This is a genomic window from Hyphomonas sp. FCG-A18 (assembly GCF_045287255.1).
In the GTDB taxonomy this organism is placed as follows: Bacteria; Pseudomonadota; Alphaproteobacteria; order Caulobacterales; family Hyphomonadaceae; genus Henriciella.
Genome location: NZ_CP137142.1, coordinates 729,886 through 753,253, shown reverse-complemented (window position 1 = coordinate 753,253; position 23,368 = coordinate 729,886). Strand labels below are relative to the sequence as shown.

Sequence of the window (23,368 nt, the reverse complement as noted above, 5' to 3'; positions counted from 1 at the left end):
AATGTCTGACCCAAGGGAAATCATCATTGAAAACGGTGAGACTGTTCCAACACGGGTTCCGATCGCCACTGAAAAGCAAAATCGCAAGACGAAACGTAAGCTTCTGCCGAAACTGCTGCGTGTCGCCGGGCGCATTCCTTTCGCTGATGATCTCGCAGCCGCCTACTATTGCGCTCTGGATGCCCAGACACCGCGTAAGGTCAAACTCACGCTCTTTGCGGCACTCGGATATTTCGTGATGCCTGTTGATGCCATACCGGATGTTGTGGCTGGGCTGGGCTTCACTGATGATGCCACGGTTCTGGCGACGGCCCTTGGTATCGTCGGGGCGCATATAAAGGATCACCACAGGGTCGCTGCCCGCAAGCTACTTGGTCTCCCACAGAAACCTTCCCCATCGGATGAGGCCTCAGTTTAACGCAAGCTGCGTTTAACATGACCAAACTCATCCTCGGCAACACCCTCAATCAGGCTGGAAATATAGGCTGAGAGGTGATCGCGCACGTCATACGGGGCTTCCATGGGTAGGAAGTGCGTGGTGTTCGCGCGCTCTTTCAGCACCAGGTGCGGGCATTTGCGCAAAAGCCGCGCGGCCACCTTATCGGTCAGGACAGAATCGCTTTCCGGACGCAGGATCGTGATCGGTATATTGTGTTTTTTGACCTTGGAAAGCGCATGCCAGGGACGATTGCGTTGTGCCCCAAACGTCGCGGCTTCCCATTTTGGATGGCACAGCAGGCGCCAGGTTTGATCTTCACTTTCCGGATCATTCTCATCGACACGGTCAAAGGCATCGAGAATATAATCGCCCAGAAACGGCTCACGCCACGTCTTGAACGCCCCGCGCCCTTTATAGCTTTTCTGAACCTCATCTGGCGAGCCAAACTCCAAACGGCGCTTCTTGGCCTGCCTTGCCATATGGTGCCCGCCACCAGTCCCTGGGAACAAATGCATATAGGCGTAATAGCGCGGCGTCAGAATGACCGGATCTGCCAAAACCAGACCGGCAACCTTTTCCGGCCGCGCCCCCGCCACCAGCAGCGCCACGGTCGCCCCCATGGAATGCCCACCCAAGACAACCTTTTTAGTCGGCGACTCCCGATCCAGAAATGCAATTATATCGTCACGATAGGTTTTCCAGGATTTCATTTTGCCTGGGACAGCAGGCAAGCTGGAGCGTCCATGACCGCGCAAATCCACGGCCTGTACTTTCGTTCGCAGACCAAGTGGGGCCAAAATGGACTGATACGTCATGGCATTAAAGCCAGTTGCATGCAGCCAGACTGCAGCCAGCCGTCCAGCTGGCTCCCCGAATTCCAAAGCACTCATATCCCCTTGCGGGGTCTCAAACGTGAAACGGCGCATGTTTACCTTGATCCAAACACTTTACGAAGAAGTTCAGTTGTGCGGGCAACCGGATCTTCTCTGATTTTCTGTTCCTCAACCGCGAGATAGTTGAACAAGCCATTGAGGCCAAAGTTCACAGCATGGGTCGTCAGATCAGACTTGAAATCGCCGGCATAGACCGCAAGCAAAGGCTGGCTGGCGGTTACACTATCAAGCATCTGATAAGCCCCCGACGAAGCTAGCGCATCCTCCACATAAGGGGTGAACGTAGTGCGCAGAGAAGTCTCGGTCCGCCCACGCAGGAAATCTGTCGCGGCGGTGTCGCCACCATTGAGAATCCCCAGCGCATCCTGAATAGTGATCGACCGAACGACATCAATCACAATCTGCTTGCCTGCAGGAACAGCATCTTCAGCCGCCCGGTTCATCCGTAATTGCAGGTCATCAAGCGGGCCAGACAAACCGATGCCCTGAAGCTGGCTTTGCACTTCCCCAAGACGTCCGGGTAGCGGAATACGAATTTGTGGGTCCTGCCAGTAGCCATCAGTGACGCCAATCTGGTCGGCGACGCGTTCAGTCCCGATCTCCAGGGCCTGCCGCAGGCCTGCTTCGATTTCCAGAGAGGATAAAGCGCCCTGCCCGTCGGTTTCGCTCTGCGGGCCATAGATTGACCCAAGAACCGCGCCAACCTGTTCAGCATCAACACTTTCGCACGCAGCTGGCAGCAAGCAGAGGGCCAGCGCCCCACCGATCAAAGCTTTCATGGCTAACTCCCTCTTAACCCTGTTATCAAACCCGGAATTGCCCTTTAGCGCAAACCTTAAACTGCTTCCCGCAAGGTCAGTCTGGTCCTGACCCCTGCGCTACTGTACCTTAGAGTGCAAATAGGGAGATACGATGATGCTCAAGAAAACGCATGCCTGTTTCGATGTTCAGATCGAGGACAAGGTTGCCCATATTGTCCTGTCACGCGGTGACGCGATGAACACAATGACCAAGGATTTCTGGAATGAGCTTCCAGCCATCGTTCGGGAGATTGATTCAGAAGCCCTCGCCCGCGTCATCGTCATCTCCTCAACCGGCAAACATTTTAGCGCCGGTATGGATCTGTCTGTCTTTGCATCGGATGGATCAGTGTCGTCGACAACCAAGAACCCCTATATCGCAGCTGAGGTTTTCCGCAGCAATATCAGACAGATACAATCCTCTTTTAATGCTCTCGAAGAAGCCCGAATCCCAGTCCTGATTGCCTGCCAAGGTGGCGTCATCGGTGGCGCGATCGATATGATTTCGGCTGGTGATATTCGCTGGTGCACCAAGGACGCCTTCTTCTGCATCCAGGAAACCAATATCGCGATGACAGCTGATGTCGGTACCTTCCCACGCCTGCAACGCTACATTCCTGAAGGTTGGGTCAAACAGATGGCCTATACGGGTATGCGCCTGAAAGCTGACCAGGCCAAGGACATCCATCTGGTGAACGATGTATTCGACACGCAGGAAGAGATGATGGCGCATGTCATGGGCGTCGCCAAAGAGATTGCCAGCAAAGACCCGATCACCGTCGTGGGTTGCAAAACCCTGATCAACTATGGCCGTGATCATTCAACCGCCGATACGCTGGATTATATCGGGGTCTGGAATGCTGGTATGATGCCACACAGCCATATGAAGGAAGCCTTCACGGCGATGGCTGAAAAACGCGCCCCGGAATTCCCGGACCTCGGTAAACTGCGCAATACGCCAATGTAAGTTGTCCCTAAGCCGCCAAAACAAAAACGCCGCCTCGTCTCCGAAGCGGCGTTTCTTTTTTGGATAATCCTGAACTCTAGAAGTCGTAGCTCGCCCGCACATACATGAAGCGGCCAGAGAAACCGAATGGCGAACGGGTTGAGAATGGGAAAATCCCGTTGAAGTTCTGATTTGACGGTGTTTCTGTTGGGTACTGATCAAGCAGATTGTCGACCCCAACACCCATATTGAAACTGTCTGTCACAGCAAAATCCACAGAGGCATCCAGAATCCATGCAGCTTCCAATGTGAAGTCATTATCAGGATTGTTGGATGGATCGATGACCTCACCATACCGCGTGGCGCGGGCATTGATCGTGGCATCTTTCCACTGATAATCCGCAGACAGGATAAGCTTGGTTTCCGGTGCGCTCTCTTCGAATGTCAGACGATTATCACGGCTGAAGAATGTCAGGTCCGGAAGCACTGTATTCACAGGTATCTTGGTCACCTCAACTTCGGAGAAATTGAATGCGGCCTGCAGGCCCAGATCGCCAAGGTCCGCCCCAAGATCCCAGTCATAGCGGGCAACGACATCAACCCCGCGTGTTTCCGTCTCAATGCCATTCTGGAAGAACCGCACTCGGCTTACACCTTCCACACCAGCTGCTGCCAGAGCAGCGTCGACGTCATCGCCACCAAGGTTTTCAGACAGGAAAATCTGATCCTCAATATCAATACTGTAGGCATCAATGGTGATGAAGAAGCCATTGTCAGGGGTGATCACAAGACCGGCAGAGAAGCTTGTCGACTCTTCTGCATCGAGCGGCTGCGCGCCCAAGGCGATCGCCGCTTCAGACGAGGATGGGAAAGTTCCAATCTCAAATGGTGTACCATCAATGAAGTTTGTAGATGTCGCTGTGAAGAATTGCTGCTGCAAACTTGGGGCCCGGAAGCCGGTACTCACCGCGCCGCGGATTGCGACGACATCATTGAAGTCATAACGTCCAGTCAGCTTGGCTGTAACGGTTTCACCAAAGTCGGAATAATCCTCATACCGTACAGCCGCGGACAGCAGGGTCTGATCATTCGGTTCCCATTCCGCATCAGCATAGATGCCGAAATTGTCGCGTCCTTCGTCGACTTCAGACTGCGGTGTGAACCCCGCAAAGACCTGACTGCCGCCCGCAAAGCCAACCCCGAAATTCTCGTCAAACGGGTCTGGGTACGTGCTTGGGTCATCAATATCGAAGCCGACTGGCACATTGACGCCTATAACGGGCTCATAGTTGACCCCTGGAATACCGCGATATCCGCCTTGCGCATATGAGTTTGGCTCGCCTTGCGTGATCTCAAAGCCTTCATCCCGAAACTCTGCCCCGAAAGACAGTATCGTTGTGCCTGGCAGAAGATTGTCGAATGACTGGGTAATATTCGCATTGAGGACGAGTTGATCATAAGCCAGCGCACCAGCATCAAACTCTGTCTGGCTTGTTGGTCCAAGCGACGCGTTTAGCGTATTGGTCACACTATAGTCGAGCTCATTCGAGCCATACACCACACTGAAATCAGCGTCCCAACCAGCAAGATCACCGCGAAGACCACCCCCGAAACTATAATCGGTCACATCACCAACAATCGTTGGCAAGAAGCCGTCCGGGTAAATCTCGGTCAGGTTGCGAGGCGTGCTCCGTGTTCCAAGAGGACTCGGCGCGGAGTCGCTGGAACGACGATAGAAGCCCGGGCTATCGGCTTCACGATCCTGATACCCGGCCCAACCATAAAGGTCCCAATCCTCATTGATCGCAAAGCCAGCATTGGCGAAGATACTAAAGTCCTCCGCATTGCCATTGCCATAGCGGTGATTGAGCCGATCAAACGTGGTCTCACGAGGATCAGCAACACCATTTGGTGTGATGTACTGAGGACGCGGGTCGAGACCCGCCCGGTTTGCTGGATTACGATCCTTATACTCTGCTGAAACTGTCAGGAAGCCATCGTCACCAAGCGCAAAGCCTTTCCAACCGCTGAGGGTTAGGGTTTCCCCGTCCACAGCGTCGCGATTAAGCCCATCAATGTCGGTTACAAACGCGCCATAGCGAGCACTGATACCGCCACCAGACTCTTCTTCCTTCAACAGAACGTTGATCACGCCGGCAATCGCATCAGAGCCATACTGCGCCGAAGCGCCATCCCGCAGGACCTGCACCGAGCCGATGGCCGCGGTTGGGATCGAGTTCAGGTCGACCGCAGCAGAGCCACGACCAACCGAACCATTAATATTGACGAGCGCCGAAGCGTGGCGGCGCTTTGAATTAAGCAGAACCAGAGTCTGATCCGGCGCGAGGCCGCGCAGCGTGGCCGGGCGGATAATATCCGTGCCATCATTGATCGAGGTCTGATTGAAGTTGAAGCTTGGGACGGTCGCTGCCAGAATCTGGTTCAGCTCGACGCGTCCCGTCTCGGTCAGCTCGTCAATTGGGAAAACATCGACAGGGACAGCGGTTTCAAGCGCCGTCCGGTCTGTGGCCCGCGTCCCGGTAACAACAATCGTCCCCAGCTCTCGCGCGTCTTCGGCTTCTGCGATTGTATCGGCCTCTTGCGCAACAGCTTGAAAGCCTGTCGCCAACATGGCAAGCGACAGCGCCGAGCCGCCGAGTAGATTATATTTCTTCATGATTTGGTTCCTCTTTGCGTGGTGATCATGCACCTATTATTTTTGACCGCGCACACAGGGACGATTGCAGCATCACCCTGTTCCCATCAAACCAAATGGGGTGTTTTTGCGTTGCAACAAGTTTGAATGACTATTCCGTAGGCAGAGGATTCCTAAATCAGGTCACTTTACCAAGGGAGAACCGTTCCTTGCCAATCCAGGAAATGAAGCTCCCCTGACACACCATTAGCATCGATGACTTTGACCAAGCCCGCAGCGCTCTCTTCCGGGTGCACAGGGGCCTGCTCACCGCCCATATCGGTTGCGACCCAGCCAGGGTGTAAAGTCAGCAAGCTGATCCCCTTCTCCGCAAGGTTAGAGGTCGCCGATTTCAACGCCATGTTTAGCCCCGCTTTCGAGACCCGATAGGCAAGCCCCATATCACCCGTGGCATTAGCGATAGAGCCAAGCTGACTGGAGATGTTCGCAATTTTCTTACCCGCCCCTGCGGCCACATTGTCACTCAAAGCCTGCAAGACGCGAACGGGACCCAAAGTGTTGACGTTCACGACATAGGCAAAAGTCTCAAAATCGACATTATCAAGACCGGCACGGTCGCCAACGCCCGCATTATTGATCAGAAGATCGACCGCCCTGCCATCAAGGGCCTTGGCGAAAGCCTGAACACTCTCATCACTGGAGACATCCATCTGAAAGACTTCTGCGCCGGTCGCTTGCAGGGCATCTGCCTTGGCAGGTTCACGGCAAGTCGCGATCACAATATCATCTCTCGCTATGTAGGCCTTTACGAGTTCCAGACCGATGCCGCGATTTGCTCCGGTGATCAGGACAGTCGCCATATCAATTGCTCCCTAAGAAATGCGATAAATCGCCGTCGCTTTGAGGACAGCTGCCTCACCCTGTTTTGCAAGACCGCTGATAAAGATGAGTGTCCGGGTTTGGCGATCAAGTCTGGTCTCAAACTCCATCGTTTGACTGGCATCACTTTGGCCAAGCGTATCAAGCGTGAGCGAGGTCAGCGTAACGTCAGCATCAGGCTTCAACTCAGTGGCAGCATGATCCAATACGGCCTGCATGGCCCCGGCAACCAAGAGCGGATCACTTGCATATTCAGCCTCCAGAACAGAGGCCTGTCCTGCGGCTTTGAGAAAGTCAGAATAAGCGGAAATTTGCATACCCTCCCCTTATGATCTGAGCTTCCAAAAGAAAAGGCCCACCGCAGGGTCATGCGGCAGGCCCGATATAGTCCCGAATTCTTTTGAGGGCTGGCTCTACGCTGCCACCGCCTTGTTTGCACCTTCTGTAACTGGGTCAGTCACAATGAAGTCGCCCATATGGGCAAAGCCATCCATGCCGTAAGTTTCACGCATATAGAGGCTGATTGAAGGCAGCAGTTTACCGATCTCGCTATGGCCGAGGCCCAGCTTGTGAAGCTCGCTGAACATACGCTCGCCAACAAAGCGACGACCACCTGGGGTCTGCTCGATCAAACGGGCGATGACGCCGGTTGTCGCGCCAGTCTCTGCGCCTGTCGTTGCAGACAATGTACGTGCGCCTGGCATCTTCCGGAACACGGCCTCAGCGAGTGGGGAGCCTTGCCGCTCTGATGTATTCAGGACGACGCCAATCGCTTCTTTGGCTTTTGATTGCGTCAGGCCAGTGGCTTCTGCGGCAGTTCTGATCATGTTTTTAAGCATTATTGGGCTCCTTCGGGGTCTTGTTACCCTAAAGATAGCTCTGACGCCTTGCCCAATAGTTACCGAAATCGTCTGATTTGTTCACCCTCACCCCAACACCGTTAAAACGCGTTAGGGCCGGGTAAATAAAACAGGCCGTTTTGTTTACTTTTGACTTACATACGCTCTGGCGCGGTAATCCCGAGGATGCCAAGCCCGGCTTCAAGCTGTTTCAGGACAGCTTCAACCAGTCCAAGACGTGACGCACGTACTTCCGCAGCCACACCATCCTTGAGGATCGGGCTCGCGGCGTAGAACGCGCTGAAAGCCTGAGCCAGCGTATAGACATGCTCGCAAACATAATGTGGCATTCGCTTCTCGCGCGCGAGACGGAGCGACAAGGCAAATCCATCGAGCACCAGAGCCAATTTACGCTCAGCCTCATTCTCGATCCGTATAGCGCCCGGTGCATGACCTTCCTCGCCAGCCCGGCGCAGCAGCGCTTTCATCCGCACCGCCGCATAGAGCAGGTATGGCCCGGTCTTGCCCTCAAAGCTGGTAAACCGCTCGAGATCAAAAACGTAATTGGTTGTGCGTTGGTTTTGCAGGTCGGCAAAGCGCAGCGCGGCACGCGCGACAAGGCGACCAATCTCACTCTTCTCTTCTGCGCCAATTTCACCGGAGAGCCCGGCATCGCCGATCTTCTTGGTCGCCTCTTCAAGCGCCATCGCGTTGAGATCAGCCAACCTTAGTGTACCGCCTTCACGGGTCTTGAAGGGCTTGCCATCCTTGCCATTCACGGTGCCGAAGCCAAGATGCTCCAGGCGCTCGTGCGGGACATAGCCTGCTTTGTCAGAGGCGCGATAGACCTGCTCGAAATGGGTCGCCTGACGCTGATCCACGACATAGAGGATGCGATCAGGATTGATCTCCTGCTTGCGATCAAGGATCGTCGCAAGGTCGGTGGCATGATAGCCTGTCCCGCCACGCGAATTGACCAGCATCAAAGGCGGCATTGGGTTTTTCAGCCGCTCCTGACCATCTTTGCCAACAGTCGGGACATTTTCATTCTCGCGAGCGATATCAATGATCCAGGCCCCTTCATCAAGCCGGGCAAGACCGCGGTCTTTGAGGTCTTCAACCATCGGCGCAATCAATGGATCAACGTCGCTTTCGCCTTTCCAGAGATCGAAAGACACATCCAGAAAGCCATAATCCACTTTCAGAGCGGCGACAGACACATCGATAAAGTGCTGCAACAGCGCGCGATACCCCGCCCTTCCAGCCTGCATCTGCGCTACGGCATTCTGTGCTTTCTCCAGATACGCAGCATCTTCCTTGGAGCGCCCGGATGCCATCGGATAAAGCCGCGAGAGATCTTCCATCGTTACAGGCGGCTCGCTTGGAAACGGCCCTTCATTGCCCGCATCAAAGTAAGGCAGGTCAGGCTGCTCTTCTTCCACGGCGACGATTAGCAGGCCCATTTGCAAGCCCCAGTCGCCTAAGTGCACATCGCCTGTGACCTGATCGCCCAGGAAACGCAGCAAACGCACCAGCGTGTCGCCAATAACGGCGCTACGCAAATGGCCAACATGCATTGGCTTGGCGACATTCGGCCCACCAAAGTCGATGACGACGGTTTCGGCTTCTACAGCTTGTCCACCGCCAGCCTTGGCATCGCTACGCACATGTTCCGCTGCCCCGGCCAGTGCCTCTGCCGTGACCACAATGTTGAGAAAGCCTGGCCCGGCAATATCGACCCGGTCAATCGCTGCGTGCTCCGCCAGACGAGGTGCAATCTTCGCTGCCAGCTCTCGTGGGTTCATACCCGCAGATTTCGCCGCCCCCATACAACCATTGCACTGAAAATCAGCCAGCTCTGGTCGGTCTGATTGCTTCACCGCGCCCCAACGTGCTTCAAGCCCCTCAGCCTCAAACGCCGCTATACACGCCGCTTCGAGCTGGCCCGCCAATATTGTCATTCTCGTGCTCCGTTCGCCGTCTAGTTCCCTGCACCGAGGCGGAAACGGCGGCCTTCCTTATTGAAGGTGTGCTGTTCTTCAGTCAGGTCGAAGCCAACGACAATTTCAAAGTTAGCCGCGGAAATCGTATCATCCATTCGGGGAATACGGATCGACTGGATCACTTCTGTCTGGCCGGTCACAGGACCATCTGTGAAATCGGCGGAAGCCGTGAAAAACTCCTTGTTGAGAACTTTTCCACTGCGCCGAGTCACAGCCACCCAATAGCCATAGTCATGACGCACGCCTGTGCCCTGCGGGCCTTTTCCGAAAGCAAAGTCAATTTCGATCTCAGCCCGCACTGGATCATCATCAGCATAGCGACAGAACATGCGAACATCCACGATCTCGCCGGTATACTCGATATTCCCATACGCCATCCCCTGATCATCAAGGTCGACAATACGGGACGCATTATACAGCGCTCCAGCTGGTGGACACGGTCCAGCATTGGGCCGCGAGTCAAATGCATCCGAAAATGGCGTCGCGCTACGACATCCTGAAAGGACCAAGATCGCTGTTGCAGCAACAAGGGCAATTTTACGCATGGGGGCTGCCTTATTTTTCCTGGCCTTGTATGCGAGGCCTTCCATAGTTAGCTGCAGTGTTACTGGGCTGCGAGAAAAGGCGCAACGCCTGATCTGCGCCGGTTTGATGGAGAATATGTCATGTCGAGACCTTTAACGATCTTGCTGGCGGCCCCGCGCGGCTTTTGCGCGGGCGTTGATCGGGCTATTCAGATCGTCGAGGAAGCGCTCGGAAAATGGGGCGCGCCTGTCTATGTCCGTCATGAAATCGTGCATAATGAACATGTCGTCTCACGCCTTGAGCAAATGGGCGCTGTGTTCGTCGACGAGTTGGACGAGTGCCCGGATGATCGGCCAGTTGTCTTTTCCGCACACGGCGTACCCAAGGCCATTCCGGCTGAAGCCGCCCGTCGTGAAATGACATTTGTCGATGCCACCTGCCCGCTTGTGTCAAAGGTCCATGTTGAGGCCGAACGTCATGCCCGCGATGGCCGGGAGATCATCCTGATTGGTCATGCCGGCCACCCCGAAGTCGAAGGCACAATGGGGCAACTGCCAGAGGGCAGCATGAGTCTGATTGAAACCGTTCAAGACGTCGCAAGCTTTGTCCCGCGTGACCCTGACAATCTTGCCTTTGTCACGCAGACAACCCTGAGCGTCGATGATACCGCCGAAATCGTCGCGGCCCTTCAGGCTCGGTTCCCAAAAATCAGCGCGCCGCATAAGGAAGACATTTGTTATGCCACGACCAATCGGCAAGAAGCGGTGAAAGTCATGGCTGAACGGGCCGACCTGTTTCTGGTCATCGGAGCAGAGACATCTTCAAATTCAAAGCGGCTGGTTGAAGTCGCCCTGCGCGCAGGAACGCCAAAGTCTGAGCTGGTCGCGAGCGCCGAAAATGTCGACTGGTCATGGTTTGAGGGTGTGGACACCTTGGGTCTGACTGCTGGAGCCAGCGCCCCTGAAGACTTGGTTCAAGGCCTGATCGCAGCCTGCCGTGCGCGTTTCGATATTACGGTTGAAGAAGTCACAACTGCCACCGAAAGCGTTGTCTTCAAACTGCCACGCGTGCTTGAAAAAGTCTAAAATAGAAAACCCCCGCCAGACAGCATCCGACGGGGGCCTTACTGATGTGATCAGCGTTTAGAAGGGTGAAACACCCAGCGCCTGAACAGTTGAAACCGTCAGGTAACCAACTGGCAAACCGTTAGCACGCTGGAAGCTTTCCATGGCGCTCAGCGTTGCTGGACCAAACTGGCCATCAGCTGGTGCACGGTAACCTGCAACGGTCAGAGCCGTCTGGATTTCACGGATCTTTGCAGAAGTTGTGTTCGTGTCGCAAAGCACTTCGCGCCATTCGAGGCCACCGCCGCCAGTAACAACGCGCTTTTCAACCGTTTTGTAAGTCGCCGGAATTTCAATCCGCTCTTCGCGCGCCGCAGAGACAAGGCGCTGCACCTCAACAGTCTCAAAGACCGCTGGAACAACTTCCTCAACCACACGTGGAGGCTCAACGACAACTTCCTTGGTCACAGTTTGTGTCCGCGCTGGAACAACCTCAACCTCAGTCCGCTCTGCAGAAACAAGGCGTGTCCGTGTGACTGTGTCATACTGCGCCGGAACTTCGACCATACACAGGAGTTCACCGGTTGCGACGGCATCCATTCCGGTTGGAACAACGCCGAGTTCCGTTGTACGACCGTAAAGACCAGCACCTGGTTTCCAGGTGGTGTAAGCATCCCGAACCAGAACCTGCTCTGTATAGGTTTCGTATTGAGCTGGGATCACAGTGACCACTTCACGAGCCGGCTCGATTTCGATGACTTCCGTCACCGTCTCGTAAACTGCCGGAACGGTCCGATAAGCAATCGTCTCTTCCTTAACCAGACGCTGCTCTGTTATCGTCTCATACTGAGCCGGAATAACGCTGATTTCGAAAGACGCTTCTTTATCAACCACCTGCTCCATCATGACTTCAGTGGTTTCAGGCACCAACACACGTGCAAAGCACTCGCCAGCACTTGCCGCTGGTGGCAAATCATTCGCCTGACCAAAAGCAGCAGCCGCCATAGCGACACCAGCAGCAGACATTAAAAAGAACTTCTTCATATTACTTCCCCTTTGTTTGGCGTGATAGAATCACGCGCTCACGGGCTAGCCGACCACAAGCGTGCAGACAAGGTTATCCCGCAGTCCGGTCTTGGTGCCGATAACCTCAAAGTGCCGGCCTTTTGCCAAGATAATCCGCGCAACTTCATGCCTTTCCCGGTCCATCCTCCGACCATCAGCACCCTTGCAGGGCATAACAAACACGCATCGAAGCTCCAGAAGTTTGCGCTAAACAGAAACCCCTGTTAAGCCGCCGCAAAACGCCCCTGCCAACTGGAAGTTCCATCATGATCCCTCGCTATGCCCGCCCCGCCATGACCGCAATCTGGGAGCCTGAAAGCAAGTATGGCATCTGGTTGGAAATCGAAACGCTCGCCGCTGAAGCCATGGAAGCGCTCGGGCAAATCCCGGCAGGGACCAGCGCTGTCGTGCGCGAGAAAGCCGCCTTCGAGGTCGCCCGGATCGATGAGATCGAAGCCGAGGTCAAACACGATGTGATCGCCTTCCTGACCAATGTGGCTGAACATGTCGGTGAACCTGCCCGCTTTTTGCATAAGGGCATGACGTCTTCAGATGTGCTGGATACTTGCCTGAACGTTCAACTGGTTCGCGCAACAGATATCCTGATGGAAGGGATGGACCGCGTTCTGACCGCGCTCGAAAAACGCGCTTTTGAACATAAGATGACGCCGACAATCGGCCGCAGCCATGGCATCCATGCCGAGCCGACCACATTCGGGGTCAAGCTCGCCACCTTCCATGCTGAATTCCAACGCGCCAAGAAACGCTTGGTTGCAGCCCGCGAAGAGATTGCCACCTGCGCTATTTCAGGCGCCGTCGGGACCTTTGCCAATATCGATCCCCGCATCGAAGAATATGTTTCAGAAAAGCTGGGTCTCTCTCCGGAACCTGTTTCCACACAGGTTATTCCACGCGACCGACACGCGATGTATTTCGCGACCCTCGGCGTAATCGCGTCGAGCATTGAACGCCTAGCCACTGAGATCCGTCACCTGCAGCGCACGGAGCTTTATGAAGCTGAGGAGTTTTTCTCCAAGGGCCAGAAGGGCTCATCGGCCATGCCACATAAGCGCAACCCGGTCCTGACAGAGAACCTGACGGGCCTTGCACGCCTTGTGCGGATGGCCGTTGTTCCGGCCATGGAAAATGTCGCTCTGTGGCATGAGCGGGACATCTCGCACTCATCCGTTGAGCGCGGCATTGGCCCGGATACGACCATCCACCTTGATTTCGCCCTTCACCGCCTTGCCGGGGTTATCGAGAACCTGCTCGTCTATCCCGAAAATATGCAAGCGGTCATGGACAAGATGGGTGGCTTGCACAATTCACAGCGCGTTCTGCTGGCGCTTGTCGAAGCCGGAAACAGCCGTGAAGACAGCTATCGCATGGTTCAGCGTAATGCGATGAAAACCTGGGCGGGCGAAGGGGCCTTCCTTGACCATCTCAGGGCAGATGCAGATGTCACCGCCAAGCTTTCAAATGAAAAACTCGAAAGCCTGTTTGACGATGGCTATCACTTCCAACGTGTCGATTATATTTTCACCCGCGTTTTCGGACGCAGCGCTTAAGCGCGCTAAATCCCGGAAACGACAAAAAGGGTCCCACAGATAAACTGTGGGACCTTGAGTGTTCCGGGATTCTCAATGCGTTCAGGGGGAGAGAAGCTCCGGAGAAATAGTCTCTATTTCTGTATCCGGATTACCGCGCCGCTGGATTTGTCGCTGCTCACATCGGTTGGCGAGCCGCTAATGGTAACATTTGCGCCACTAGAGGCATCAGCCTTCGCAACTTTACTTGCATAGACCTTAATCACGGCCCCCGAAGACGCATCAATATTGGCTCTATCACATTGCATTGCCGCAGACTCAATAACCGCTCCGGATGATGCATCAACGACTGTGCTCTTACAGGCCCCTGACAGTGTGATAACAGAACCAGATGACGCATCTGCCTTGAAAGCATCGGCGACTACATCGCCTTCAAAAATTGCGCCGGAAGATGTTTCTACACGCTTCAGTTTCTTGGAGGTAGCATAGACTTTGACTTGTGGTCCACGTCCATTCCAGCGGCGTGAATCTTTGTTGCGACCGACGTATAGAGTACGATCCTTAACTTTGATCTCAACCTCATCCCAATCACCGCGGGTCAGAACAGCCTTGGCAGTTGGCGTGGCTTCCTGAGAATAAGAAACGATCATTCCACCTGACACTTCGATAGCATCAAAGTTACCGATCTCAATATCACGCGTTTCTGGATCCCGCTCGACGTATTCCTCACGGTCATAGCGTGCGGAATGCTCATGCTTCTCAGCGATCTGCTCAGCCCAGGCCTCGATTTGGGGTTCAGCTTTCTCAGCCCACGCTTCCATACGGGCCCCGAACTGCTCACCCCAGACTTCCATCTCTTCGCCCCAGGCCTCCATGGCGACTTCCATGACCTCACTGTTGCCTTCAATGCTTTCAGCCCAGGCTTCGATCTCTCCGGCCCATTCCTCCATGGCAGCCTCGAAAGCTTCCATGTTGCCATTGGCCAGCATCTCATCAGTATCGATGTGCAATGAGAAGTTTCCTGGCTCTGAACTTGAAAGATCAAGTCCCGGCATTTCAGGCAATGCAGGCATTGGCGGCATCGGTGGCAGCTGATCCAGCGTCAGGCTGTACGTCTTGCCATCAAGCGTCATGGTGATCGTGTTCTTATTGTCGATAAATGTTTTCTCGACTTCAGCTTCACCGCCTTTGAGTTCCTGAGCGGTCGAAATAGACGAGGCGGTCACAAACAAGGCCCCGGCACCGATCGCACCGGCGATGGCAGTTCCAGTCAAACGACTGCGGAGTGAGGGAGTAGGCTTGGTCATCAGTTTTATTCTTTCTTTTATAGGATGAGCAAGGGTCAGACTGGCCGTCGCAAAACGACGATCTGACGGACGGGCAAGGCGTGCAGCCTTGATCAGTGTCCGGCCATAATCGACCTTGGACACAGATTTCTGTTTCAGGACATCAGCATCGCAAGCAGCTTCCTGATCGGTACGGAACGCCATGAGGGCGATGTGAGCCAGCGGGTTGAACCATTGTGTTGCCACAACAATCCGCGCCATCTGGAAAGCCCAGAGGTCTTTGCGCTTCAGGTGCATAAGCTCATGGATCAGGGCGTCACGACGTTCACTTTCCGTATAGTCTTCTTCGAACCATAGTGGCAGCAGAACCACAGGGTTCTTTAGGCCTGTTACCAAGGGTCCACTGCAAAGCAGGCTCATACGCACTTCAGGAACGCGCTTCAGGCCGATCTCTCTGGCAAGATGCGCCGTCTTTGCCACGATGTCCTGCGGGGCTGGCTCAGAGTCTTCGCGCACCAGACGCATGAAAACATCCTGACGTCGCAGGCCACGGGCAAGCCAGACAAGAGCGCCCAGCCCCCAAACCAGAACCGCCAGACCCAACCAGTTCGCAGCAAGAAAATCACCGCTGGCCTGCAAGGCGGTCATCCACCATGCCGTTTCCGTTACAGGCTGCGCTGAAACAATCGCAGTTTCTACAGGCGCGCCAACAATTCCCGGAGTAACAACGGCCTCTGGTAGAACGCCAAGTTCTGGGACAGCTCCAGGCGCTGCTGGTTGTGAGGCACCAGACGCAACCACAGTCGTGCTTGTGGTTGAAACAACATTCGTTGTGCTAACCGTAGAGGTCGACTGTCCCAACCCCAGCCACCCTGAAAGCGACCAGCTCTGTGGTAGAGGCGGCGTAACAAAACGCGCCAGAGGAACAAGCCACAGCATATAGGCGGCCTTGGCCCCAAAGCGCTCAGCAAAAGGTCTGCGGATCAGCAGAACCAGCAAGCAAAGCAATCCAACCGCAAGTGTTGTGTTACCCGCTTCGCGGATAAATGGGTGTAAATCCATCCAGCTCATGATTTCAGCCTCCCCAGCAATTCTTCGAGTTCTTCGATATCTTCATTCGTCAGCCCGCGCGCATCGGCGAGGTGCGCGACCAAAGGCGCAGCGCGGCCACCAAATACGCGATCCACAAACTGCCCTGCAGCAGACTTCTGATAGGCGCGCTTATCAATCGCAGGCCGATAAAGATAGCGCCGACCATCCTGCTCGGTGGTGAGGGCGCCCTTCTCAACCAGACGCGCAAGCAGCGTCTTGATTGTGCGAATATTCCAGTCCTTGCGGTCGGCCAGCGCTTCGGCAATTTCACTTGCACCCGTGCCCGGACGTTTCCAGAGGACTTTCATGATTTCCAGTTCGGAAGGAGAGACAGATAGGCTCATTGGACTTCTCGTTTGACTACAGATGTGGTCATATTGATGACTACAAACGTGGTCAATCCCTTTTTTATGACTTTTCTGAAATATTTGGTTTGCGCCCTCTTATGGGGATCATAGAAGCCAAATCAGCCGACCAATCGGAGTGTTCTCAATGTCCCTGCTTGCTCGCCGTGTCTCACGCATTCACAAGATTGTTGCTCTCGTTGTCGGGATTCAGCTCTTTTTCTGGACGGTGAGCGGTCTGTTTTTCACGCTCTATCCTATTGATGTAATCCGTGGCGACCCATGGCGCCCCAAGATTGAGCATGGCTCACTGGATACGATGACCGTTTCGGTCAGCGCCGCTGAAGCGGCAGCTAAAGTTGAAGGCGAATGGCTAAATGCCGAACTGAAACCTTTTCTCGATAGACCAGTCTGGCTGATTTCCACCAGTGAAACCCGCGCCATGATCGATGCAGGGACAGGAGAAGCCTGGTCTCCGCTCGATCCAATCTCTTTCCGGGCTTTGCAGCTGCGATTCGCCGATGCTGATGGGACAGCGCGCATTCCCGGGACCGAAGCCACCGTCACATACCTGACGGATAAAGCGCCGCGGGAATATGGCGGCAATCTTCCCGCCTGGGTTATTGAAGATGAGAAGACCGAACAGCGGATTTATTTCGATGCAACGACAGGTGCCGTGCGGGCCGTGCGAACCACTAACTGGCGTATCTTTGATATTCTCTGGCGCTTTCACATCATGGATATTACCGGCGAGGATCGCTTCGATACATGGTGGATGAAGCTGTTCGCTTTCCTCGGACTGACCATGGTGCTGAGCGGTTTTGTTCTGATCATTGATCGCGCCAGAAAACGCCGCCTGTTACGCTAGGTCTCTTCCTTATCGCCGGCTTTGACCATTTCGACTTTCAGGGTCGATCCCGGCGTGATCAGGACATCTTCGTGGCGTAGTGGAATATCGATCCCGACCTCGGTGAACTTGTCCCAGATGTTTAGCAAGACGTGCGAGGAAACATTCGACACACCATTTTCCGGATCATTGATCCAAAATCGGGCTTCCAGCTCAATCGCTTCATCGCCAAATTCCATGACGAGACAAACCGGGGCGGGTTTTGTCAGAACACGAGGTGTTTCAACTGCTCCGGCAACGACCAGTTCAACCGCTTGTCGCAGGTCAGTTTCATACTCCACGCGCAGGCGCTTTTTCACGCGCACTTCCTTGTTGGAATAGGACCAGTTCACAACCTTGTCGGTAATCAGCTGCTCATTCGGGATCAGGTGTTCCTTGCCATCCCGCGTAATCACCGAGGCATAGCGCAAGCCGAGGGACTTCACGACACCGTAAGTCTCATCCACCTCAATCACATCATCTGGCTTGATAGAACGATCCGTCAGCAGAATCACTCCGGAGATAAAGTTCGCCACGATCTGCTGCATCCCGAAGCCGAGACCGACACCGATCGCCCCGCCCAGCACCGCCAAACCTGACAGCGGAATGCCAAGCCCGGCCATCGCGAGCAGCGCCGCGCCAAAGAACAGGCCAATCTGAACCGCATTGCCCATCAGGATACGGATAGAAGGCTCAACTTTCGGAAGTTCATCAACACGGGTCTTGAGTTTCTTGGCCAGCCAGTGGGCGGCAAACATGAAAATCGCAACGGTGATAATCGCCTGAACGACAAAGACAGGGCTGATCATCCGGTCACCGAAAGGGGGGCCTACCGACAGAATGCTCCAGACCTCGCCCATGATGCCAATGGCATAGAAGGCCGCGAAAGCCCAAATGATCCAGCGCACAGGTGCCTGCAACCATGCTGGCAGGAATGGAATAACCACCGACGTTGCCAGAACAGCCAGCGATAGAGATGAGGCAATCCGGACAATCGTGCTGTCCATCCCTGCACCAGCCATTGATGCCTGCGCTATAAACAATCCGGCAGCCCAGAGCGCTGGCCTGACAATCCGGGTTGGTAAATCACCCAGAAATGACTGGGCCTGCTCCGGCAAGCGCTGAACCCCGGCAACAACCAATCCTCGCGCGCGTTTGGCCAGCATCGAGCCAACTATCAGAACCCCAAGAATTACACCGATCTGATAGGCAATCGGCAACAGGACATCAAGGTTCAGCAGGTTTGCCTGCGCCCACCCCAACGGGTCTGCCAGAACCGGATCTAGAAAGCTGAACAGGCCCCTTCCGGCCTGCTCTGTCGCTTCTGTCGCTGTCTCACCCCCAGCAGAAATGCCACCGGGCGCTGCAACTTCCTGACAGATTTGCCGCCCATCTGAGAGCGTCTCACAGGCGAGATAGGTTGGGGTCTCGTTTTCCATGGCGGCGTACTCTGCAAAATCTACGCCGCCGGAATTACCCTAGACTGGCGGATAAGGGAACACACTGGTTGTTGCGCCGAGATCGGTAAACCCACTCTCCATGGCGCTAAACCCATGCTCGATCAGGCTCTCTGGCGTCCATCCCTCCATTCGGGATACTGATTTCACTGGCCGTGGCTGGCTGAACAGGACAACCTCATTGCCGCGGACGCTGAAGATCTGCCCGTTCACATGCTTGGCCCCGTCCGCACACAGCGTCACCGCCAATTGCGCGACCTGATCAGCGCGCATACCCGTGCGCATTCGCTCAACTCTCTTGGCCCCTTCTTCATCCTTGACCGGAATAGACGCAATCATCCGCGTCCATGCAAACGGCGCGATGATGTTCGAGCGAACATTCTTGCGTGCGCCCTCCATCGCAACGATGCGCGAAAGGCCCGCAATGCCCATCTTGGCGGCGGCATAATTCGCCTGTCCAATATTTCCGATCAGGCCAGAGGTTGAGGTGAACAAAACAAAGCTGCCATCTTCCTGCTCGCGGAAATGCTCGACCGCTGCGCGGGTCACATTGAATGAGCCATGCAGGTGCACATCGATGACGGCTTTCCAGTCTGCTTCGGACATTTTGTGGAACATGCCATCACGCAAAATACCGGCTGGATTGATGATCCCGTGCAGGCCGCCAAACTCGTCCTTGGCCTGCTCAACCATACCCTCAACCGCGGCCATATCGGTCACACTGTCAGAGTTAGAAACCGCTTCACCGCCTGCCTCGCGAATTTCACGCGCGACCTGCTCGGCAAGACCCGCATCCCCAGCATCTGTCCCGGCATCGGAAAGCCCCGCGCCAAGGTCATTGACGACAACCTTCGCACCATTCGCCGCCGCGAGCAGCGCGCATTCCTTACCAATCCCGTTCCCGCCCCCGGTTACGAGAACAACCTTACCATCCAAAACGCCCATGCGCTGTCTCCTGTCTTTGTCCGCTTAGATTTGCGCTCTAGCAGCACGAAAGAAGACGAGAAGGCAAGCTGTGATCTTGTAATTACCAAGCGTTCCGTAGCGCCTCGCGCACCAGATGCAGCCTGCCTCCGTTTATGGAGAGCGCAAACGGCAGACCGACGCCGGCTCCAAGCGCAGCCCCCGCTGGACCACCAACAGCACCGCCTACTCCGGCAGCCCCAATATGACCAATCGCATCCGTACCAATGACCAGAGCGCTTTTAACGCCAGCCCATGCTCTTTGATGGGCCGCTGGACCGACCTCATTTGAGGTAGAAGCTTCATCACAGATAAGGGTTTGCAGATAGCGTATCTGTTCTTCAAATCGATCCCAGCCATACAGATCGAGAATCTCGTCCTGTAACACCGTTAAATCGGAGAGAATCTCATCGGTTACCCCAACATGACGCCCTGCATTGTTAAAGAGCGTTCGTTCAGCCTGAATAAATGCGTCAAAGAACCCTTCGACAGGCTGATAGGCGCGGATACCTTCCTCAGAAAGCCCCTGAACATAAGCAATATCAGCTGATAATGCTGGGTCTTCAACGAGCCGGCTAAAAGCACGGCAGCCTATTTCGCGAATTTTGTTCGCATCAGCCTGCGTAATCGTCTGCCAATCCCCTTGCGGGCGCGCATCCCACATTTCTGTGCTGAGTTTGGCCCAATAATCTGAGTTGAGTAGCAGTCCCATAGCAATCATCCCCGTTTGATACCGAGATCTACTTTCTCACAGCTCTTAAGATGTGTCGTGCGAAAAATAAGCGCCTAAAGCCGTTCCAGCGCGGCAACAATCCCTGCCATATCGTCCGGTAGGGGTGTCTCCACGAAGACATCTTCCTTTGTCACAGGATGGACAAAGCCGAGGCTTGCGGCGTGAAGAGCCTGTCTTGTCAGCTTGCGCGCTTTCTGGGTTGCGTCATCAAACACCTCACCACTGCCAAAAGCTTTGATGCCGCGATGGCGGCCATAGACAGGATCACCGATCAGAGGCGTGCCAAGATGGGCCATGTGCACCCTGATCTGATGTGTGCGTCCGGTTTCTAACCGACATTCAACCAAGGCCGCCGCCGGGCGCATATCGGCCTTCGCGATCAGGCCGAACTGTTTCAGCGCTTTATAATGGGTCACCGCATGTCGCCCTTCCCCATCCGGCACGACCGCCATTTTCTTGCGATCATGCGGGCTGCGGGCAATGTCGCTTTCGACTGTGCCCGCCAGTGGCCGCGGCGCGCCGCGCGTCAGCGCAAGGTATTTGCGATCAATATCATGGGTTTTGAACAGGCCTGCCAGCCCCTGATGGGTCGCTTCTGTCTTGGCGACGACCAGAACCCCCGTCGTGTCCTTATCAATCCGATGGACAATGCCAGGGCGCTCCACCCCGCCAATGCCCGGCAGGTTCCCGGCACAATGATGCAGCAAGGCGTTGACCAGCGTGCCTTGCCAACTGCCCGGTGCCGGGTGCACGGCCATACCAGCTGGCTTGTTGACGAGGATCAGGTGCTCATCCTCAAACAGGACATCCAGCGGAATATCCTCCGGTTGTGGCAAGGCCGCGACCGGGTCCGGCATTTCCAGCGCGTATTCCCGGCCTGCGACGACGCTATGGCGCGGATCATCCATCAGCGCACCAGCCATCTTGCATTGGCCGTCCTTGATCAAAGTCTTGGCACGCGAGCGGGATAAGGTATCAAATTTCTCCGCTAAAAAGCGGTCGAGCCGTGTGCCTGCCTCAGCGTTATCAGGAATTGCGCTTAAAACTGTCATGATTTCCCTATAAACGCAGTTTCAATCAGGCGTCATGCCGGAACAACATGAAGGACAGGAGCAAGCCATGAGTAAACTAACCCGACGGGGGCTATTGGGCGGCGTTGGTGGTCTGACAGGTCTGGCGGCTTGTGCCCCAGCCGTAAAAAGCGATTCGGTCATTGATCTGATCGATGATCGCCCAGCTTTTGCGCAAAGTGTCAGCTATGATCATGGTGTGGCTTCTGGTGATCCCCTGCCAGAGCGCGTCATCATCTGGACCCGCATTACGCCGCAGGACGAAGAAACCAGCGCGGTTATTCCGGTTAAGTGGAGCGTTTATGCCGACCGCGAGATGACAACGCTGATCTCAAGTGGGCTAACTGAAACCAGCGCTGCACGTGATTTTACGGTCAAGGCTGATGCCGGTGGTTTGCAGCCAGCGACGGAGTATTTCTATCAGTTCACAGCCAAGACGACAGAGGGTGACATCACCTCTCCGCTCGGACGCCTCAAGACGACGGCAAAGTCCGGCACAACGCCCGTCAAATTTGCCTTCATTTCATGCTCGAACTACCCGTTTGGTCGTTTCCACGTTTACCGCGAGATCAGCAAAACCGCTGATCTCGATGCGGTCATTCATCTGGGCGATTATTTCTATGAGTATGGTCTTGATGGTTATGGCGGGACTGTTGGCCAGCAGATTGGCCGCAACCATGAACCACCTCTGGAAACGGTGACCCTGGGCGATTACCGCATTCGCCATGCCCAGTACAAAACCGATCCGGACCTTCAGGCCGCCCATGCAGCCGCGCCATGGCTCTGCACATGGGACGATCATGAAAGCACCAATAACAGCTACCGGACCGGGGCGCAGAATCACAATCCCGAAGCCGGTGAAGGCAACTGGACTGATCGTAAGCAGGTTGCGGTTCAAGCCTATCTGGAGTGGATGCCCGTCCGCGATCCTGAGCCCGGCCGGGCCAGGGAATCCATCTATCGCAGCTTCGATTTCGGTGATGTTGCCAGCGTCTTCTGCCTCGAAAGTCGTCTGACCGGGCGCTCTGATGAGATTAGCTGGTTTACTGAACTGGGCGGCAAAGCCCCCGAAGAAATTCCGATGGCTGCGGCGGGCACAATGGTGCGTGTCAGCGATGAAAGCCGCACCATGCTGGGGGATGTTCAGGAAAAATGGCTCGCCGATGGCCTGAAGCGTTCAGCCAAGAAGCAATCCTGGCAGGTGCTCGCCAATCAGGTCATCATGGCCAAGGTCCGACCGCCAAACTTCACCCAAACCCTGAGTGATGAGCAAAAAGCCGCGCAGGATGTCGGCTATATCCAACAGCTGATCCCGTTCAGCCAACTTGGCCTGCCATTCAACCTCGACGCATGGGATGGTTTCCCGGCAGCACGGGAGCGGCTCTATAAAGGCGCCAAAGCTGCTGGTGCCCGCCTGATCACGATTACCGGCGATACCCATACCGCCTGGGCGAATACGCTGCGTGATAATGCAGGTGATCTGCGCGGGGTCGAGTTTGGCTGTACCTCCGTCACCTCACCGGGGCTTGGCACGTATATCAAACAGGTGCCTGATCTTGGCGATCAGTTTGCTGCCGCTAATGAAGAGATCGATTGGTACGATCCGTTCGGCAATGGTTGGACCGTTCTTGAGATCAGCATGGACGAGACCCGCGCGAATTATTTCAAGGTGAGCGATGTCCGCGCTGAAACCTACAGCGTAGAGCCTGTCGCAACATTTGTGACCAAGCGCGAGGGCGACGGCCAGACCACACTTTCGCGTGAGGCCTAGGCCTTAAAGGGTTGATTGGCCCTGCCTGAGAACCCATGTCTTAACTATACTGACGGCGTGCTGGGCTGCCACTGAGTGGGGCTATGCGCCGTCGGGATTGTGCCTGTCTG

The 23,368-nt window shown here is 55.2% G+C and carries 21 protein-coding genes; 6 read left to right on the top strand and 15 right to left on the bottom strand.

The window, feature by feature from the left end; translation table 11 throughout:
• Position 1: 1 nt before the first annotated feature.
• On the top strand, positions 2-418 hold the full coding sequence (locus RYZ27_RS03685; RefSeq protein ID WP_406681010.1) for a YkvA family protein: 417 nt from the start codon (positions 2-4) through the stop codon (positions 416-418).
• Here the strand turns inward: RYZ27_RS03685 and RYZ27_RS03680 are convergent.
• Together RYZ27_RS03680 and RYZ27_RS03675 are read right to left on the bottom strand one after the other, a co-directional pair.
• On the bottom strand, positions 415-1,365 hold the full coding sequence (locus tag RYZ27_RS03680; protein ID WP_406681009.1) for an alpha/beta fold hydrolase: 951 nt from the start codon (positions 1,363-1,365) through the stop codon (positions 415-417). The two genes, RYZ27_RS03685 and RYZ27_RS03680, sit on opposite strands and share 4 nt — an antisense overlap.
• A 2-nt stretch (positions 1,366-1,367) precedes the next feature.
• Positions 1,368-2,111: a DUF4197 domain-containing protein gene (locus RYZ27_RS03675; protein WP_406681008.1), complete on the bottom strand. Its 744-nt coding sequence runs from the start codon at positions 2,109-2,111 to the stop codon at positions 1,368-1,370.
• 136 nt (positions 2,112-2,247) lie between these two features.
• On the opposite strand from RYZ27_RS03675, the gene RYZ27_RS03670 reads away from it, so the two are divergent.
• Entirely contained in the window at positions 2,248-3,099 is an 852-nt protein-coding gene (locus RYZ27_RS03670; RefSeq protein WP_406681007.1) for an enoyl-CoA hydratase-related protein, read from the top strand.
• A 76-nt stretch (positions 3,100-3,175) separates the two neighbouring features.
• On the opposite strand, the gene RYZ27_RS03665 is transcribed toward RYZ27_RS03670, so the two are convergent.
• The 6 genes from RYZ27_RS03665 to RYZ27_RS03640 all read right to left on the bottom strand — a co-directional run bounded on the left by RYZ27_RS03665 (position 3,176) and on the right by RYZ27_RS03640 (position 10,000).
• Positions 3,176-5,755, bottom strand: coding sequence for a TonB-dependent receptor plug domain-containing protein (locus RYZ27_RS03665; RefSeq protein ID WP_406681006.1), 2,580 nt, complete (start codon positions 5,753-5,755; stop codon positions 3,176-3,178).
• A gap of 167 nt (positions 5,756-5,922) precedes the next feature.
• Positions 5,923-6,594, bottom strand: a complete 672-nt coding sequence (locus RYZ27_RS03660) for an SDR family oxidoreductase (protein ID WP_406681005.1) — start codon at positions 6,592-6,594, stop codon at positions 5,923-5,925.
• Positions 6,595-6,606: 12 nt separating this feature from the next.
• A complete protein-coding gene (locus RYZ27_RS03655; protein ID WP_406681004.1) occupies positions 6,607-6,930 on the bottom strand; it encodes a hypothetical protein in 324 nt (107 codons plus the stop codon).
• Positions 6,931-7,026: 96 nt separating this feature from the next.
• Complete coding sequence (locus RYZ27_RS03650) at positions 7,027-7,440, bottom strand: hypothetical protein (protein WP_406681003.1); 414 nt, start codon at positions 7,438-7,440, stop codon at positions 7,027-7,029.
• 167 nt (positions 7,441-7,607) lie between these two features.
• Complete coding sequence (argS, locus tag RYZ27_RS03645) at positions 7,608-9,413, bottom strand: arginine--tRNA ligase (RefSeq protein WP_406681002.1); 1,806 nt, start codon at positions 9,411-9,413, stop codon at positions 7,608-7,610.
• Between the two features lie 20 nt (positions 9,414-9,433).
• A complete protein-coding gene (locus RYZ27_RS03640; RefSeq protein WP_406681001.1) occupies positions 9,434-10,000 on the bottom strand; it encodes a hypothetical protein in 567 nt (188 codons plus the stop codon).
• Between the two features lie 120 nt (positions 10,001-10,120).
• Here RYZ27_RS03640 and ispH point away from each other — a divergent pair, with 120 nt between their 5' ends.
• A complete protein-coding gene (gene ispH, locus RYZ27_RS03635; RefSeq protein ID WP_406681000.1) occupies positions 10,121-11,065 on the top strand; it encodes a 4-hydroxy-3-methylbut-2-enyl diphosphate reductase in 945 nt (314 codons plus the stop codon).
• Positions 11,066-11,122: 57 nt separating this feature from the next.
• Here the strand turns inward: ispH and RYZ27_RS03630 are convergent, their stop codons facing one another.
• A complete protein-coding gene (locus RYZ27_RS03630) occupies positions 11,123-12,088 on the bottom strand; it encodes a peptidoglycan-binding protein (protein WP_406680999.1) in 966 nt (321 codons plus the stop codon).
• A 287-nt stretch (positions 12,089-12,375) separates the two neighbouring features.
• Between RYZ27_RS03630 and purB the strand changes: the two genes are divergently transcribed.
• Positions 12,376-13,677 carry an adenylosuccinate lyase gene (gene purB / locus RYZ27_RS03625; protein ID WP_406680998.1) on the top strand — a complete coding sequence of 434 codons (1,302 nt, stop codon included), beginning with the start codon at positions 12,376-12,378 and terminating at the stop codon, positions 13,675-13,677.
• A gap of 113 nt (positions 13,678-13,790) precedes the next feature.
• On the opposite strand, the gene RYZ27_RS03620 is transcribed toward purB, so the two are convergent.
• Both RYZ27_RS03620 and RYZ27_RS03615 read right to left on the bottom strand, forming a co-directional pair.
• Positions 13,791-16,013, bottom strand: a complete 2,223-nt coding sequence (locus tag RYZ27_RS03620) for a M56 family metallopeptidase (RefSeq protein WP_406680997.1) — start codon at positions 16,011-16,013, stop codon at positions 13,791-13,793.
• Positions 16,010-16,378: a BlaI/MecI/CopY family transcriptional regulator gene (locus tag RYZ27_RS03615; protein WP_406680996.1), complete on the bottom strand. Its 369-nt coding sequence runs from the start codon at positions 16,376-16,378 to the stop codon at positions 16,010-16,012. The genes RYZ27_RS03620 and RYZ27_RS03615 overlap by 4 nt, the downstream gene beginning before the upstream one ends.
• 148 nt (positions 16,379-16,526) lie before the next feature.
• Here RYZ27_RS03615 and RYZ27_RS03610 point away from each other — a divergent pair, with 148 nt between their 5' ends.
• Positions 16,527-17,246 (top strand): PepSY domain-containing protein, encoded by a 720-nt coding sequence (locus RYZ27_RS03610; protein WP_406680995.1) that lies wholly within the window; start codon positions 16,527-16,529, stop codon positions 17,244-17,246.
• Here RYZ27_RS03610 and RYZ27_RS03605 read toward each other — a convergent pair.
• From RYZ27_RS03605 to RYZ27_RS03590, 4 genes are all read right to left on the bottom strand, one after another.
• Complete coding sequence (locus RYZ27_RS03605) at positions 17,243-18,703, bottom strand: mechanosensitive ion channel family protein (RefSeq protein WP_406680994.1); 1,461 nt, start codon at positions 18,701-18,703, stop codon at positions 17,243-17,245. The two genes, RYZ27_RS03610 and RYZ27_RS03605, sit on opposite strands and share 4 nt — an antisense overlap.
• A 39-nt stretch (positions 18,704-18,742) precedes the next feature.
• A complete protein-coding gene (locus RYZ27_RS03600; RefSeq protein WP_406680993.1) occupies positions 18,743-19,666 on the bottom strand; it encodes an SDR family NAD(P)-dependent oxidoreductase in 924 nt (307 codons plus the stop codon).
• An 82-nt stretch (positions 19,667-19,748) separates the two neighbouring features.
• The gene (locus RYZ27_RS03595; protein ID WP_406680992.1) at positions 19,749-20,396 is read right to left on the bottom strand and encodes a hypothetical protein; all 648 of its coding nucleotides are present in this window, start codon (positions 20,394-20,396) and stop codon (positions 19,749-19,751) included.
• 74 nt (positions 20,397-20,470) lie between these two features.
• Positions 20,471-21,469 (bottom strand): RluA family pseudouridine synthase, encoded by a 999-nt coding sequence (locus RYZ27_RS03590; RefSeq protein WP_406680991.1) that lies wholly within the window; start codon positions 21,467-21,469, stop codon positions 20,471-20,473.
• Between the two features lie 67 nt (positions 21,470-21,536).
• Here RYZ27_RS03590 and RYZ27_RS03585 point away from each other — a divergent pair, with 67 nt between their 5' ends.
• On the top strand, positions 21,537-23,258 hold the full coding sequence (locus RYZ27_RS03585) for an alkaline phosphatase D family protein (RefSeq protein ID WP_406680990.1): 1,722 nt from the start codon (positions 21,537-21,539) through the stop codon (positions 23,256-23,258).
• Positions 23,259-23,368 lie beyond the last annotated feature (110 nt).